Origin of the sequence: Parabacteroides distasonis ATCC 8503, from assembly GCF_000012845.1 — a bacterium.
Lineage (GTDB): Bacteria > Bacteroidota > Bacteroidia > Bacteroidales > Tannerellaceae > Parabacteroides > Parabacteroides distasonis.
The window spans coordinates 1,946,415-1,963,815 of the sequence record NC_009615.1; the positions used below are offsets into that span (position 1 = coordinate 1,946,415).

The 17,401-nt window shown below is 44.7% G+C and carries 13 protein-coding genes; 2 read left to right on the plus strand and 11 right to left on the minus strand.

What is annotated here, in order from left to right; translation table 11 throughout:
* Window positions 1-141: 141 nt before the first annotated feature.
* The 9 genes from BDI_RS08245 to rbsK form a co-directional block, all read right to left on the minus strand.
* Window positions 142-3,585: an alpha-L-rhamnosidase gene (locus BDI_RS08245; RefSeq protein ID WP_011966549.1), complete on the minus strand. Its 3,444-nt coding sequence runs from the start codon at window positions 3,583-3,585 to the stop codon at window positions 142-144.
* Window positions 3,586-3,679: 94 nt separating this feature from the next.
* Entirely contained in the window at window positions 3,680-5,080 is a 1,401-nt protein-coding gene (gene fumC, locus BDI_RS08250) for a class II fumarate hydratase (RefSeq protein ID WP_009274949.1), read from the minus strand.
* Window positions 5,081-5,230: 150 nt separating this feature from the next.
* Complete coding sequence (locus BDI_RS08255) at window positions 5,231-6,163, minus strand: glycosyltransferase family 2 protein (RefSeq protein ID WP_005858063.1); 933 nt, start codon at window positions 6,161-6,163, stop codon at window positions 5,231-5,233.
* 5 nt (window positions 6,164-6,168) lie between these two features.
* Window positions 6,169-6,549, minus strand: a complete 381-nt coding sequence (locus BDI_RS08260; RefSeq protein WP_005858065.1) for a GtrA family protein — start codon at window positions 6,547-6,549, stop codon at window positions 6,169-6,171.
* Entirely contained in the window at window positions 6,536-7,285 is a 750-nt protein-coding gene (locus BDI_RS08265; protein ID WP_009274948.1) for a hypothetical protein, read from the minus strand. The genes BDI_RS08260 and BDI_RS08265 overlap by 14 nt, the downstream gene beginning before the upstream one ends.
* 89 nt (window positions 7,286-7,374) lie before the next feature.
* Window positions 7,375-8,376 (minus strand): GRP family sugar transporter, encoded by a 1,002-nt coding sequence (locus BDI_RS08270; protein ID WP_005858069.1) that lies wholly within the window; start codon window positions 8,374-8,376, stop codon window positions 7,375-7,377.
* A gap of 7 nt (window positions 8,377-8,383) precedes the next feature.
* A complete protein-coding gene (locus BDI_RS08275) occupies window positions 8,384-9,388 on the minus strand; it encodes a nucleoside hydrolase (protein ID WP_005858071.1) in 1,005 nt (334 codons plus the stop codon).
* Between the two features lie 13 nt (window positions 9,389-9,401).
* A complete protein-coding gene (locus BDI_RS08280; protein ID WP_009017155.1) occupies window positions 9,402-10,958 on the minus strand; it encodes an ADP-ribosylglycohydrolase family protein in 1,557 nt (518 codons plus the stop codon).
* A 22-nt stretch (window positions 10,959-10,980) separates the two neighbouring features.
* The gene (rbsK, locus tag BDI_RS08285; RefSeq protein ID WP_009017154.1) at window positions 10,981-11,904 is read right to left on the minus strand and encodes a ribokinase; all 924 of its coding nucleotides are present in this window, start codon (window positions 11,902-11,904) and stop codon (window positions 10,981-10,983) included.
* Between the two features lie 228 nt (window positions 11,905-12,132).
* Here rbsK and BDI_RS08290 point away from each other — a divergent pair, with 228 nt between their 5' ends.
* Window positions 12,133-13,653: a hypothetical protein gene (locus tag BDI_RS08290; protein ID WP_011966550.1), complete on the plus strand. Its 1,521-nt coding sequence runs from the start codon at window positions 12,133-12,135 to the stop codon at window positions 13,651-13,653.
* 20 nt (window positions 13,654-13,673) lie between these two features.
* Here the strand turns inward: BDI_RS08290 and BDI_RS08295 are convergent, their stop codons facing one another.
* Window positions 13,674-14,027, minus strand: coding sequence for a winged helix-turn-helix transcriptional regulator (locus BDI_RS08295; RefSeq protein WP_005858079.1), 354 nt, complete (start codon window positions 14,025-14,027; stop codon window positions 13,674-13,676).
* A gap of 166 nt (window positions 14,028-14,193) precedes the next feature.
* Here BDI_RS08295 and BDI_RS08300 point away from each other — a divergent pair, with 166 nt between their 5' ends.
* Window positions 14,194-14,724 (plus strand): DJ-1/PfpI family protein, encoded by a 531-nt coding sequence (locus BDI_RS08300; protein WP_011966551.1) that lies wholly within the window; start codon window positions 14,194-14,196, stop codon window positions 14,722-14,724.
* 104 nt (window positions 14,725-14,828) lie between these two features.
* Here BDI_RS08300 and BDI_RS08305 read toward each other — a convergent pair whose 3' ends face one another.
* Complete coding sequence (locus tag BDI_RS08305) at window positions 14,829-17,177, minus strand: ABC transporter permease (protein WP_011966552.1); 2,349 nt, start codon at window positions 17,175-17,177, stop codon at window positions 14,829-14,831.
* Between the last annotated feature and the right edge of the window lie 224 nt (window positions 17,178-17,401).

A 17,401-nucleotide genomic window follows, 5' to 3' on the forward strand; every position in this document is an offset into this window, starting at 1 on the left:
TATTTTTGCGCGAATGTACAGATTTTAATAAGGCCGGGCACTATCGTTTTTACAAAATCTGACCTTACACCGGGTGAGAAGCGTCGCATTTCTCCAAGATTCGACCGCGCACCCGACGCGGGCGGGATATTTGGGAAATATTCAATCCACGTATATCCGGTAGCTCCCCGATCCCAATCGGTACACAGCCTTCCCATCCTTCAATCCCACGGGCGTGATCCCCTCCTGCCCTTTCTCCATACGAACGGACTTCTCCGATTTGGCGGGCAGATATAAGGTAGCCGTCGTATTAGCGGGAATGGTTGCCTCGTATATATAGCCCTTCTTTTGGATTTGCCATCCACTCTCGATACGGCCATAGGCGGAATCGTAATGACCCCGGATGAACGAGAAGGTTCCGCCGATACGGGGTTGAAGGATGATGTGCTTATAGGCGGGTTGTTCCTCATCCCGCTGGATACCCAAGGTATAAGCTATCATCCACTCCTCGATAGCGCCATACGAATAATGGTTGAAAGAGTTCATATCCACAGGGCCGAAGCCATTTACCAACGTGTAGGAATTCCAACGTTCCCAAATCGTGGTAGCGCCTTGCAGGACAGGATACAGCCATGAAGGATAGGCGGTTTGCTCAAACAGCTTATAGGCGACATCGTCATAACCATTGTCGGATAATACCAAATTCAGGTAAGGCGTACCGATAAAGCCGGTCGTAAGCGTATAATTATGTTTCTTGATATTCTCTACCAGATACCGGATCGCCAAGGGTTTGTTTTTCTCATTGAACAGATCGAACTGGAGAGGAACCACGTATGAGGTCTGCGTATCCACGATCTTCGCCTCGGTAGCCGCCGTTCCGGGCCACATACCTACTTGCGAATCCTTGCCAAAGATAGATTCCACCGTCGGGGCGAACGTGCGTCCTTCCTCGTTTACGAACAAGTCGTTAAAGGACCTCTTCACGTTCTCGTAGAAAGTACGGAAACGCCTTTGGTCCGCATCCTTCCCTAAACGTTTCGCTACCTGCTCCATAATCAAAGCGTCGTAGGCGGAGTAAGCGGTGTTCGTCAACATGGAATTCGTCGGCTCGATAGCCAGCCAATCGCCGAAACCACCGAAGGGCTGTACATAGCGTACGGCACGACGCTCCAAATAATCCATATAAGCGACCATGGAAGCGTAATGTTGCTCCAGAATACGCACGTCTCCGTATTGTTGATACATTTGCCACGGTACGATCACGCCGGCTTCCATCCATCCCATGGCACCTCCGCCATCCTCCGCGCCGTGTGGAGGGAAACCGACCACGGGTATATAGTTCGCGTAACTACCGTCATCTCCTTGATTATCCCGGACCGAGTAGAGCCAACGGGTGTAAAACGGATCGACATTCATATTATAAGTAGCCGTACGAGCAAATACCTGCGCATCCCCTGTCCAGCCCATACGCTCATCCCGTTGCGGGCAATCGGTCGGAACCGACAGGAAATTACCCCGTTGGCCCCAAATGATATTGCTGAACAAACGGTTGACACGCTCGTCCGACGTCTCATAACCGCTCGTCCGCGCACCGATAGATTCCAGCACGATCCCTTTCACCGCCTCCAAGGGTAACGGCCTCTCCAACCCGTGAATCTCCACGTAACGGAAACCATGGAACGTAAAGCGAGGCTCATACGTCTCACCCGCCGCATCCCCTCTCAGGATATAACGATCCGTGGAAAGGGCGCTCCGGTAATTATCCGTATAGACTTGCCCTTTCTTCTCCTTATACATCGCGATCGTGTACGGGGCGACAGGTTTGGTAGGGATCGTTTCCGGATAATTCATCTCCCCGAAACGGATCGTGATTTCCTGTCCGGCCTTTCCCTTGAAAGTCAGACGGGGAACACCGACCATATTCTGCCCCATATCATAGACATAGACGCCGGGAATAGGCTCTACCATGGACTGAGCGGTCAGGGTCACATTATTTTGTATCGGGCTGCCTACATATCCTTGGATCTCCACATTTACCGGAGGAGCGGCGAATAAGGTCGCCGGTTTCCATGACGAGTCATCAAAACCCGGAGCATCCCAGCCGTTCACCTCTTTCCGGGCATCATATTCCTCTCCATTCTGAAGGCCGTTAAAAGTGATCGGTCCCCGGTCATAACATTTCCAGCTATCATTCGTAACGATCGTCTCACGAGTACCGTCGGCATACTCGATCACGATCTTTCCCAATAAGGACTGGCGGGTTCCGTATTGATCCTGCCAACCGGTAAGGAAACCGCTATGCTCGCTCCACCATCCGGCGCCCAACATCGCCCCGATACCATTATCGCCCGGTCGTAGCAAATCCGTTATATCATACGTATTATACATGATACGGTAACGGTAATCCGTCCAACCCGGATTCAGATAATCCTTTCCAACCTTCTGCCCGTTCACCGAGAACTCGTAGACACCCCTAGCGGTAGCGTATAAACGGGCGCTCTTGACCGGTTTCTCTATCTTTATCGCTTTCCGGAGCATGGGAGCGGATACGTTCTCGCCCGGATACCAGACATTGAGCTTTCCCTCCCCTTTCTCCACATAAGTCTCGGCAGGATTGTACAGAAGCGTATTCCACGTATCCTCGCTGATACACAAGTTGGAGAATGTAGCGGTCTGCCCTTTAGGTTGCAGGAAACCGATCGCGTACAAACGGCAATGATAAACCAACTCTCCATCCGGATAAGGATACACGGTGAAAGCCCCTTCCTTGCCTCCCCAGAAATCACCACGGCTCTTCCGTTCTTTCTCCTCGGGAGTCAAAGAGGAATTCACCAAGGTCTTTCCATCGATCTCTATATCCACGAAATATTTCAAGGCATATTGGGCCGTCGTCACCTTCAACCGGATATGATGCGCCTTATGCTTATCCGAGGCTGGGATGATGGAGGCCAGACTCTCCGAGGCGTCTTGCGTCGTTTTTCCATCCGTGGTATGGCGTAAGATGAAACGGGCGTCCCCCGAACCATTCAAGTCCAGTTCAGCAGACACATAATTATCAGCGTCCCTCGCCCCAAAGACAAATGCGGCTTTATCATTACCCTCGGCCACCCGCACATCATAGTCGATCACATAATGCGAGCGATATTTGGAGAGTTGTGTCTCCGACGAGCCGATCCAACGGGCGCCACTCCATCCGGAACCCAGAAGACCGGTCTCGAACCACGCAGGCTCGGTGGAGGTAATTTCCGTTCCCGATTCATCCCATACGGAAACTTTCCAATAATAGCGAGTGGAAGGTTGTAATGCTTTTCCTTGATAAACTACGCCGACCGATTCCCCGGAAAGAACCTTTCCCGAATCATAGATATAACGCCCGGCAGCCAATTGCTCCGGACTATCGGCCACCCATAACCGATAAGCCTGCCCACAGGCCCCATAGCGATCGGACTCCATCTGCCAGTTAAAACGTGGCTGACTGACATCAATTCCCAGTGGATTGGTTTGATACTCAACCTGTAGGTTCTTCAATACGGTAACCGCACCCAGAGGTAGCCATCCGGCCAGCAACCCTAAGATTATAGACAAAATACATCGTGTGCTCTTCATAATACAAAGAATTAAAATGATAACGGTACAAAAATATCCATTATCATCTTAACTCTTTGTTTCATTTTTGGGAGAAGATGTAGCAGTTTTGACACTACTCAATCTTTCCTACCATCTTGGACGGGTCTACCCAACGATCAAACTCCTCGGCGGTCACATAACCGGACTCGATAGCCGCCTCCCGCAAAGTCTTATTTTCTTGATAGGCTTTCTGGGCGATAGCGGCGGCCTTGTAATATCCTATTTTCGGATTCAAGGCGGTAACCAGCATTAAGGAGCTATCCAGATGGCGTTTGATGTTTTCGTTCACCGGGGTAATGCCTTTTACGCAATGTTCGCTGAAATTCAGGCAACCGTCACCGATCAAGCGGGCGCTTTGCAAGAAGTTCGAGATAATCACCGGCTTAAATACGTTCAACTCGAACTGCCCGTTGGAGCCGGCTATCGAGATTGTCACGTCGTTACCCATTACTTGAGCGGCGATCATCGTCAATGACTCGCATTGCGTAGGATTCACCTTTCCCGGCATGATGGAGGAACCCGGCTCGTTCTCCGGCAAATGGATCTCACCGATACCGGCACGAGGACCTGAGCCCAACATTCGTATATCGTTTGCGATCTTCATTAAGCTGACCGCTACGGATTTCAAGGCTCCATGCGCCTCAACCAAGGCATCATGGGTAGCTAGGGCCTCGAATTTATTCGGAGCGGTTACAAAAGGAAGCCCAGTCAACTCTGATATCTTCTTAGCGACACACTCGTCATAATTGACCGGGGCGTTAATACCGGTCCCAACCGCCGTACCTCCTAAAGCCAATTCGGAGATATGCGATAGGGAATCCTTTACTTTCCGTATACCATATTCTAATTGAGCCGCATAGCCACTGAACTCTTGCCCCAATGTCAATGGAGTGGCATCCATAAAATGAGTCCTCCCGATCTTCACGATCTTCATGAACTCCTCACTTTTTAGCGCCAACGCACGATACAGACTCTCCAATCCCGGGATCGTCACCTCCGCTATCACCTTATAGGCGGCAATATGCATAGCGGAAGGAAACGTATCATTGGAGGATTGCGATTTATTCACGTCATCGTTCGGAAGCAGCACTTTCTCCTTATCCGTTAGCTTTCCTCCGCTCAGCACATGTGCCCGGTTGGCGATCACCTCATTGACATTCATATTCGTCTGGGTCCCGCTCCCCGTTTGCCATACGATCAAGGGGAAGGAGTCATTTAATTTACCCGCCAAGATCTCGTCGCATACCTTACCGATCAACTCGCATTTCTCCGGAGACAAGACACCGGCGTCTTTATTAGCCAAAGCCGCTCCTTTTTTCAAGTAAGCGAACGCCTCTATCACCTCTTCGGGCATCCGGCTAATATCGGTGGCGATCTTGAAATTATTCACGCTCCGTTGTGTTTGCGGCCCATAATAAACGTCCGCCGGCACTTCCACCTCACCTAAGGTATCTTTCTCTATTCTATACTTCATGACACATAAGTTTTATTAATCTCTTCTATGTATAAACTATCTGGATATCGAATTGTTTATGTTACATTCACGAGTATATCATGAAAAGACATTTATCATGGAACAGAATTCAGATCATAGAGAAACGGCTTATTTCGCCTCCGATGTTTTTTAATAGTTTTTCTTCTCGTCAATAATGTATTCGGGACGGGCCTTGATCTCGTCAAAGAGGATACCGACATATTGCCCTAACACGCCGACCGTCAATAACTGTACACCTCCAAAGAAGATAATGGAAGTCATGATAGAAGTCCAGCCAACCTCGGCGTTACTAAAACCATAGATCTTGCCCAACGTGAACCAAACCGCCAAGATTATACCGACCAATACGGATATAAACCCGAGACTCGTCGCCAAACGCAACGGCTTCTTCGAGAAATAAAGCATTGCCGTCGACGCGAATTTCAGCATCTTACTAATCGGATATTTCGTCTCGCCGGCGATACGCGCCTCACGCTCATAATAAAACGGCACTTGGTGGAAGCCCACCCAGCTTATCAAGCCACGGATATATTTTCCCCGTTCCTTAAAACGGTCGAACTCATTCATCACCTTCCGGTCCACTAAACGGAAATCTCCCGTATCCAGCGGGAAATGGACCTCGCTCATATAATTCATCACCCGGTAAAAAGCCTTGGAGGTGAACAGCTTGAAAAGACTCTCCCCTTCCCGTGACTTACGGACGCAATAAACCACGTTAGCATTCTCTCTCTCCTGCACTTCCAGCAGATCCGGAATCAATTCCGGCGGATCCTGCATATCGGCGTCGATGATAATCGCCAAATCAGCGTCACAGTTATTGATACCCGCCGTTACCGCCGGTTGATGACCGAAATTCCGGGAGAAGTGAATCACCTTCACATGAGGATCGGTAGCGGCTATATGATCCAACAAAGAACGTGTCTTATCCTGACTACCATCATTTATATAGATAATCTCCGTAGGGTTCGGCAACTTTACCAAGACCTCTTTCGTACGCCGATACGATTCCTCGATCACGGCTTCCTCGTTGTAACACGGGACTATAACCGCTAACTTCTTCATGCCTTTTAAGCTTTAAAGGTATAAAACTTATTTACTAAAAAATTAATCACCGTATAGAAAGCCATTCCAATCAAGTGGTTGTAGTAATGATCGATCGTAAGTCGGGAATTCAAGATCAGTACCAATCCGTACTGTAAAGCATAACAAATAATAAAAGCGATCGTGAACCGAACCGCCCCTTTCGTCCATCCGGTGGAACTTCCCTTGAAAGTCCATTGCTTGTTCCAGATGAAACTGTTTAATATGCCTGCCACATATCCCGTTAAGTTAGATAAACCTTCCCGGCATCCGAAGAGTTTCATCATCACCCAGATAACGATCATCGTTATCAAGGTATTGCTCAACCCGACTACACCATACTTAATAGCTTGCTTAATCGTCTCCATTCTTATTTATAATCTCGGAAACCTCCTCCGCTGTCAATTCCTTGACATTCGTGATCGTGAAAACATTCGAGAGGAAATCGCCGTATTGGTTACATTCATTGATCACCCGATCCAACGTGGCTTTTATATCCGTACGCACCGGGATCAAGAACACCAACTCCACATACTGCTCACCGATCGTCAAACGCTCGATCTCGCAGTCCGTTTTCGGCAGATAATAAGCGAACTCCCGCTCGATTGTCTGCCGCTGATATTCTTGGAAAGGTTTCTTGCCTTTAGACGTCATCAAGACATAGAAACGCAGCTTCTCCCCTTTTCCTCCCAAGCCGGTCGAGATATAAATTTGTTTCTCGTCGGAGAAATCGGACTCTAAGGAGATACGAGACTCCATCAAAGCCATGTAGGCCCAATCTGTCACTTCTGGGTCCGGATGCTGGGTGTATTCCTCCAACAAGCGGTACGCACGGACGGATTTCGAGGTAGCCAATTGAGATAACAGATATCTCTTCTCGGTCTTGTCCTTGGTTTCCTCCGTCAACAAAGTGTTGTACAGGGTCTCGCACTCATCCTCCGATAAGGGACGAGGAGGCCGGTTTTCCTTCCGTACGTTTTCCGAGTATTTGAAATACTCCATCTGAAGTTCAACCGGCACACGCTGTTCTAGTATATGGAAATGTCCCTCCATCCTACTGAAGGAATCACGGAACTTTTTGAATACATCACCTTCTTCTTTCATAGATCGTCTTTTTTCGTTATTAAACTCCCATAAACAAGAAACAAGAACAAAGGTAATGTTTTTTCCGGAATAAATAAAAATAACGTTATTTAAGCTCCCGCATAAATTAAAAACCCAAGTCCGATCACGAATAAAATAAACATCCCGACATTCAGACGATTGGAAATGGCTGGTGCTCCCTTGAACTCTTTCCAGATAAGGATGCCCCATAAAGCGGAGACTAGCGTGGCTCCTTGCCCCAATCCGTAAGATATAGCCGCTCCCGCTTTCTCTGACGCTATCATACTGAAAGATTGACCGATACACCAGATAACACCCCCCAATACACCCACGAGGTGCGTACTCATATTTCCCTTAAAATAACCGCATATGGAGACAGGCTTACCTTCCACCGGATGTTTCATTGCCAATGTGTTAAACAAGAAATTACTAACAAATACTCCTATGGCAAAAACAAATACGGCGGTATAAGGCGTCAACTTCCCGGGTGCCGGAGAAGCGAAATTCTCCATATCCATGGAAGCGGCGACAAAACGATAGAAAAAGGCCATGATCACGCCGGCCACAACCGATATAAGGATCCCCTTCCCCGATACTTTCTTGGTACCGACCAAGGCTTTCTTATAAGCCAGGCCATTCAAGATGATGGCGACCGTGATTAAAGCTACACCGATAAAGATATAAGTTGGTTCCCCCTTCGCCGCCCCGAAATAGTTAACCAATACGCCTAGCACCAAGGCTAATCCGATCCCAACCGGAAAAGCAACCGACAATCCGCAAATGGCGATCGCCGCAGACAACAAGATATTGGCAGCATTAAAAATAATACCGCCCAAAAAGGCACTCCCTAAACTAGCGAGGTTCGCTTGCGCCAAATCCGGCAGGAAACTGCGTCCTTCCGTCCCGATGCTACCCAAGGTAAAGCCGGAAATCAGAGAAAAGAGCAAGACACCAATCACGTAGTCCCAATAGAAGAACTCATATCTCCAAGTCTTGGAGGCTAATTTCTGCGTATTCCCCCACGATCCCCAACAAAGCATCGTAACGACACAGAATATGACAGCTAAAGAATAATCTTGTACGATATACATAAAAATACTATTTAATAGATCGTTGATGCATCATATAATTCTCTATCAAGGAAGCGACCTCCGTAGGCGGCATCTTCTCGATCAAACGAAGATCACGGCCATTGGGATTTGCCACCCAATTGTTAGTCCCCTCATCATCTACGACATGAAAGGTTCCTCGCTCTACATCGAAATAAGGCTCATAACCTTTTATAGCGACCAATACCGCCGTATGATCCCAGCTCATGCGCCCTTCTGGGTCTCCCTCCGCAAAACAAAGGGCATACGCATCTTTTACAGGACTGTTCTCCACGTTCATTTGCACCAGTTTCTTTCCGGTCAAGATTACGTTCCCGATCTCAAAACCGCTAAAGACAATCTCTGTAGGCCATTCCTCCGCTACGACTTTAGAGGCAGGGACATCGCAATACACATTGAATTCTTTACCTTCCGGAAACAGGCCCGCCATAGAAACCAAACGTTTCACTTTCTTGGCGACTAATTCCTTTCCGGAGAGATCGCTATATTCATCAGCTCCCGATTGAAGCAAATCCCTTAAATTAGAGAAGAAACCAATCGTACAAATAACAACGCTGGTATCCGGTTGTTCGCTCAGAATCTTACGATACACCTTCAGGGCATCCGGAGCGTCGGAAGTCTTCGCCGTATGATGCGGATAGTTAGCGGGTAACTCGTCAGTCCACTTCGTTTTATGCCAAGTAGTCAAGGAGGCCCCCGGTTCGCTCTTTGGTGCCCCTACCGGTATGTCCGGACGGTTGAAATAAGTATTCAGCACCTCAATGCAAGGCACCACCCGCTCATCATGGTTGGAGGAAAGAGTCGCAAGAATATTTACCTGACCGCTATCCGCCAAGGCATGCATCAAGGCCATAGCGCCCACATCATCATAGTCCGGACCTAAATCGGTATCTAGAATAAGATTTACCGGTTGAGGCTTATCGGTTTGAGAAACATTCCCCTTACAGGAGATAAACAAGGCGAATAAGCCCATCAGAAACAATGATTTCTTCATAATCTTTATAATTTTATTGGTGAACAATCTCTTTCGGAGCATCCGAGTAAATCAGTATCTCACCGAAATGTACGGAGACATCATTACGTGGATTTAGCCATTTAAACGTAGCCGTATGTTTTCCCTTGGGCAGCTGATACTTCCAAAACAGGTCGTTCCTACGAGTCGTATAGGATGCCGGAAGGTTCGCCGTCTCAACCAGCTCCCCATCTAGGTACATCTCTACTTTCGCTACGTATTTATCATCTTTAGCGTTCACAAAGCCTTTGAATACGGCGCCTGTTCCCTCAAATGGAAGTTCTCCTACATCGGACAAATTCTTATTAACCGCCACTTTCTCTATCGGATACATACCCTCGAAAGCCTTCTCGTAACGAACGGCTACAGGTTGCTGGCATTTGATCGTCACCTCGTCACCTGAAACGGAACCGCCGTTGCGCTCTATCACTTGCAACGCTTGATCGAAGCCCATTTGGTAAGTCTTATTCAATGAGATGGTCGTATAGGCAAAATCCATATTCTCCACCTCTCTCAAGTTCTTCATCCAATAATCCGGTATACGGCTATAACCAAGGATTGTTCCTAAGATACCACCCGCAGAGGCTGGGTTGCAATCCGAATCTTGTCCACAACGGGTAGAGATATCCAATGTCTTATAGAAATCTCCCTCACCATAAAGCAAGCCGATAAGAATGTATGCGCTATTGATCACGGCATCGATATTGAACGGAACGAAAACGCCATCCGGACAACCAATATCCGAGCTCCATTTCTTCTCACACTCAAACCAAGTGCGTTTCCAATCGTCCGGATATTCCTTATGCCAGCGGATCACATCGCTCATACATTTATAATAGGTACTTTGCTCCGGTATCGTCTTTAACGCCTCGGTCACGATAAACTCGATATCATCCGAGATAAACGATAACGAATACATCGCCCCGACATACACACCGCCGTACCAACCGTCTCCGTAATTCATGATATGCCCGATCTTATCAGAAATCTCGGAAGCCGTATTCGGCATACCCGGCGACATCAGTCCGGCATAGTCCGCCTCGATCTGATAATCCAGATCATCCGCATGAGGGTTATTCAGCCAATGGCCGGACGCCGGAGGCATGATCCCTTGCAAAATATTATAACGTGCCGACTGGTTAGCATGCCATAACGTATATCCCGCCGTAGCGAACGCCATGGCGAATGAGTCCACAGGAGCGTCCAATCCCAACCGGTCAAAGACATCCACGAATGTAAGGTCCATATAAACATCATCGTACAATCCGGGTACATTCTCGTACCACCACTTGATATATCCGTCCGGCCATACGATCGGTACGTATTCTTGAATCATCGTTCCGTTATATTTGAACTCCGTCGGACCGCCATACGTACAGCCTATGGTTTGTCCGGCCCAACCTCCCTTAATCTTATCCATCAACTTTTCTTTACTAATCGTAAACTCAGCGGGCACCGTCGTTTGATCCTTTGCCGAGGGTTGTTGGGAACATGAGGTCACCCCTATAAATAAAGAGACTCCCGCTATCATCGCAAATACTGTTTGTTTCATACTATTAGATTGTTTTTATAGATTAATCAAAAATATCCACCTCATTCCGATAAGGAGCGGAAGATTGCGCTCCCACACGAGTCACGGAAATGGCGGAAGCTTTGCAAGCGAATCTCACGGCTTCCCTTAAATCCCGCCCCTCAGCCAAAGCCACCGTTAAAGCGCCGTTGAAAATATCCCCGGCGGCAGTAGTATCAACGGCTTCCACTTTTATCGCAGGAACCATATCTACCATGGAATCACAATAGATCAAAGCTCCTTTTGAGCCTAAAGTAACGATTACGTTCTGTACTCCCATCTCCATTATAACTTGCGCAGCCTTCTTCGCGGAAACCTCATCCGTGATCTTCACGCCAGAGATCATCTCTGCCTCTGTCTCATTCGGGGTAATCATATACAGATGCCGGAGTAACGTAGCCGACAAAGTTTGAGCTGGAGCCGGATTCAATATTACCCGTTTGTTCTTCTTCGATGCCATCTTAGCGACAAACTCGACAGTATCCATAGGAATCTCCAATTGCATTAAAATCAAATCGGCTTTTTCTATCGCCTCTTCCGATTTCGCTAAATCAGAAGGTAATAGATTAGCATTAGCTCCGGAGGCCACCACAATACAGTTTTCAGCATGAGCATCCACCGTAATCAACGCTACGCCAGATGGATTCTTCGGATCTGAGAAAATATAGGAAGTATCAATCCCCTCTTCCTCAAATAGCTGCTGGGATTGATGTCCGAATATATCACTGCCTGTTTTACAAATAAACGAGACCTGTCCCCCTAACCGCGCAACAGCAACCGCTTGATTCGCTCCTTTCCCACCCGGGTTCATAAAAAATGTTCCGCCCAATACCGTCTCTCCCGGACGAGGGAGATGATTCGTCTTTATGACCATATCGGTATTGCTACTTCCAACAACCAATATATTATGATTCCGTAAGTCTTTCATGCTTTTCTCTTATTAATCATTCGTTTAACAAAAATATCATATATTCCGCTTGGTACACCAGATTTCATGTTAATTTAAATTCATTCACCGATGTCGCAAATATAAAAAGATCCAAAATATAAAAATCATCAATTAATCTTCATCGTAGATAAACCCAAATCGATATATTTGCATCATACAATTTCTCATATTCACTATATATCAAACACTTGATAACATCAAAAGTCCATGAATAACACATACATATTATTAATGCTTGTCAACACCTTGACAAAAGCTGAGAAAAGATATTTCCATCTTTGCGCAAACCTTCAAAACGGTGATAAGGTATACCTCACCCTTTTTAATCTAATAGACGCTAATACGTCTCCCGAACAGCTGTATACACGCTTTTGTCAGATTCAAGACGGGAAGAGTTTCGAGACCGCAGTCAAACATTTATATCGGGTACTTCTAGAATGTTTAGTTAGACTAAGAGAAAAACAGGATGTCCAAACAAGAATTTTCAATTATATATCAAAGGCTGGCGTATTATTCGAACGAGAAATATTTGATGAAGCTTTCATTGAATTAGATAAAGCAAAAAAATTAGCGATCACTTATGAAAATGATTCCTTGCTTTTATTGATTCGGAGAACGGAACTGAAATACTTAAGCGCTCTTGATTTTAAAACAATCTCAGAAAAGCAGCTGGTAAACAAGCAAATGAAAATCAATGAAGTATTAAAATACGCAAGAACCCTTAATCAACATACACAGCTATACGATATTCTTAAACACCGTTTAATTAACAAAGGCTATATCCGTTCCGACAAACAAAAAGAGGATTTAAACGATCTCGTATTGAGCGAACTCCATTTAATCGCAAACAATTCCTACCAAGGATTCGAAGCGCAAAAGTTACATTTGCTATTCCAAGCCACTTATTATCTTAACTCCGGCAATTATAAATCGGCTATCCGATATTACCAAGAGCTTATCAACTTATTTAACGACAACCAACATTTAATATTAAATCCTCCTATCTACTATTTAAGTGCCATACAAGGTATTTTAGACAGTTTATGTATTGCCGGATTATATCATGAAACTCCCTTTTTCCTTTCTAAACTAGAAGAATTAACACAAAATGAGTACTCCACTGAATTCATCTTACATCTGAAAACCTTGATATATATCTACAAATCCAATAGCTTGTTACAAGCCGGAAACTTTGAACAGGCCTTAGAGCTAAGGGATAAGCAAGAAAATGAATTACTAAAAAAAGTAACATCATTAGGACTTGAGTCTCAATTACGGTTATATCTAAGCTTCGCTGTATTAGGCATGTATACGAAAGATTATGTACAAGCTCGCAAATACATGAAAAAGATATTTAGTTTGGGAAAGTTATTTTGCGCATTTCCTTCTTACAAGATAGCAAGATTGGTAAATCTTTTACTCCAAGCAGAATTAGGCAATTATGATTTCTTTAAGAACGAAATTATTTCCATCAAAAGAAACATCCGCTTCGAGAAACAGACTTATATCACAGAAAAGTTAATATTCAAGTTTATACAGGGCTATCCGCTTCCATCATACGAGAAAGCTAGAAATAAACGCTGGCTACAATACCAAAAAGACATTCAAAAAATCGAACAAGATAAATATGAACGCCAACTTTTAAAGACATTTGATGTCCTTGCTTGGATTGAGAGTAAATTAACCCAACGGTCGCTGGCAGATATTTTTGCAGAAAAAGCTCACTGATAGATTAATGCCAGAGCAAGTCATGACGTATGTAAAACCCGGCTTTCCATAATACCACTCATCTGCTGCAACGCCCAATCCACCAAGCCTTGGATATGGGGAATAAGACTTAATCCTCTTTCCGTTAAGCAGTATTCTACTCGGGGAGGAACTTCCGCATAGACCTTTCGTTCGATCAGACCATCCGATTCCAACGTGCGCAAGGTTACGGTCAGCATACGTTGCGATACATCCGCAATGGTTTTATGGATATCACTAAAACGCATGGTACCGTTAGCACTTAAAGTGATAAGCACTAGCATAGACCATTTATCTCCTAGCCGGCTCAATACGTCTCTTACGGGGCAATTCCCTGTCGGATGAAAGTTTTTCATTTTTTAACCTTTTCTATTTACTTGAATCTCAACAATGGTTACATCCATGTAAGTTCCTTATTTATAAGTGCCTTCTTGTTTTCTCTAAAAAAGGGACTTACTTTTACACCACAAAAGTAATAAACTTACGAAAAATAACTATTGTATCACTTAATAATTTACGATTATGGCAAAGAAAGTAGCAGTTTTAGCGGTAAATCCAGTAAATGGATTTGGTTTGTTCCAATATTTGGAATCATTTTTCGAGAATGGCATTACTTATAAAGTATATGCGGTTGCCGATTCAAAAGAGATCAAAACGAACTCTGGCATAGCTTTGACAGTAGACGATGTGATCGCTAATTTAAAAGGGCATGAAGATGAATACGACGCAATGGTATTCGCTTGTGGCGATGCGGTTCCTGTTTTCCAGCAGAACGCTAGCAAACAATACAATATCGATCTAATGGATGTGATTAAGAATTTCGGGGAAAAGGGTAAAATTATGATTGGACATTGCGCTGCCGCTATGCTCTTCGACTTCACCGGAATCACGGAAGGAAAGACGCTAGCGGTACATCCGTTGGCTAAGCCTGCCATTAGCAAAGGACAAACAACAGATGAGGATTCCGTAGTCGATGGCAATTTCTTTACAGCGAAAGAAGAACATTATATCTGTACTATGATGCCTCAAGTTTTGGAGGCCTTGAAGAAATAAGTTCTAAGTATCTTAGCTTCATCAGCAAAGTATCTTAAGTTCGTCGGCAAAGTAACCTAAGATACTTTGCCGATGAAGTTAACTTCGTTGCCGATGTAAGTTGCCTATAACATATCCACCGGATTCTCATTCGCCGCCCTCCAACTTTGGAACGTGACCACTCCTACCGTCAGGATACTGATCCCTAGCAATGCGACAAAATAAATCAAATAACCGACAGGGGCTTTCTCCATAAAATTACTGGCCCATCTCTCCATAAAATAATAGGAAACTGGAATCGAGATAACAAAACTAATGAGCAAGACCTTTAAATAGACTTTATTCAAACGATATAGTATCTCACTCACGAAAGATCCATACACCCGCCTTATACCAATTTCTCGCCGCTGATAGTGGACATCAAACAATACCAGACTTAAAATACCTGCCAATGCCATCCAGATAGATAAAACACTGGATAAAATAACCCGGTCGCCAAACTGGATTTCTTTTTCATACAGATGCCGGGAAAATGTATCGCAAAACTCAAAATCGGATAAACATGAAGGAGAAAGTTCGCTGAGCATGTCCCTAATATAAAGTAAAACATTTCCTTTATCAGCCCCCGGCATCAACTTAATATAAGCGTAAGGCATATAAAATTCCTCATTCGTCACAAAAGCGACAGGATAAGTAGCTAGCAGCTCCGATGCTTTATGTGTGGAAGCGATCACCACCTCATCCGTAAATCCTAATACCCGGGCATCATTCCCCCAAAAGGTTTTCATACGGTCACCCACATGAAGGTTTAATTGCCTTTTCGCTTTTTGGTCAAAAACCAAAAGCAACTCTTTATTCCTCCCATCTTCCATCCTTGAGACACGCCCTTCGTTCGCGGTAATATCCATAAGGGATAAAAAATTAGGTGATACATTCAAATAATAAAAATAAATAGTCTCTCCATTAAACTCTGCGGCCCCGCCACGATTCTCATTGGTCGCTCCTATCTTACTAGCGGCGAAAGCCACATCCTCAATTCCCGCATAACCACGCAAACGGTTGGTAAAATTCTCTTTATATTTCTCGGTTATCTCCTTATTCAATTCTACGACAACTACATTATCATTCCCGAAACCAAAGGAATGACTCCGCATTGTCTCTATCTGCTTATAAATAAACAGTGACAGGACGATCAATATAATTGAAACCGTATACTGAAAACCAACCAGACATTCCCGCATTCTTTTTCCCTTTGGAGACAAACCGAAAGAACCATTCAGCACGATTCGCTGAGGAATAGAAGTCGCATAAATAGCCGGATATGCACCGGCCAATAGTCCCGCACACAAAGCCATAAATAATCCACCCCAAAAAACTATTCCCTTCATATGAAAGCCTCCTCCAATGCAACCTTCATAAACCAATAACAGCAACAAGGATATAGCATAAGACAATAGCGCAAAAAGAAAAGACTCTAACCAAAGAAATCCACGCAACCGCCATACCGAGTCCCCTAGAATTTTGCGGATGTTAATACTTTTTATTCTTGCCGGAACCAATGCCATTGTAAAGTTTATAAAATTAATCACTGCTATCAATACCACTAGAAACGAAGCGCTAAACAACAAATCCGTTTGTCTTTTATTCCCTGATTTTATGTAAGTAACACTATTCATATCATTCATATAATAAATATCGCATAAATTCACCAAACGGGTCTGTACCTCTTGGAGCCTCTCGTATTGCTTGAAGGGAAATGCTTGGTTAAACTGGGAGCAAATGAGATCTTTTTGTGACGGATCATCTAAAAGGACATAACAAAGGAAAATCCAGTTATCCCAATCATCCATACAATAAGTCGACGATAAAGAAGTATAAATGGCATTATTCAATTGTGTGTTTTCCGGGAAATCTTTATAAACTCCTCCTACGACTAGTGATTTTCGTTCCTTGCTCCAAATCTCTTCTTCCGCAAGCAACTCCTTACCAATAGCCGATGACTCGCCAAATATCTTCCGGACCATACTTTCCGGCAAAAGGCATTTCTCCGGATCATCTAAGCAATCTAGTGAACCTTCCACCAATTGGAAGTCAAATATAGAAACGATCCCCGGAGTACAGGTTATCACCGGTTCCTTATAACCTTTGAGAATCTCGTCCCTCCCGATCGTAAAATAAACTTCCCCTACGTAAGGATTTATGATCGTACTTACCAATATATGTGGAGAAGACGAGGCAAATGCTTGGGCGAAAGGCAGGATTTGCGTAGGCCATTGACTTTTACTCGTTACACAATCCAATCGATAAATAACCTCGGCTTTCGAGTGTATTTTATCAAAAGTTCGTTCGGATTCCGTACGGATAGCTACGCTATTAAATAAAGTAAAGGCGATTACGAGGCCGCATATATTTAGTGTTGCCGCCATTTTATTTGCCTTCAACGTGATAATAAAATTTCGATATATAGAGTTCATGATACGCTTGTTTTTCGTATAAAATAAATTGACACAACTCTCCTCTATGCCCTTGAAGACAGGGCATAATCATGTCTAATTCAGCATACGACAAAGCACATAGCAAGAGTATCGTTCTTGCCAAAAGACGGATTTTAATCGAACATAACTTACCCTCCGTTCGTAAAACAACAAAGCTACCGACAGGGTAAACAAAGCGAGGAAAAAAGTCAATGAGGCAATAA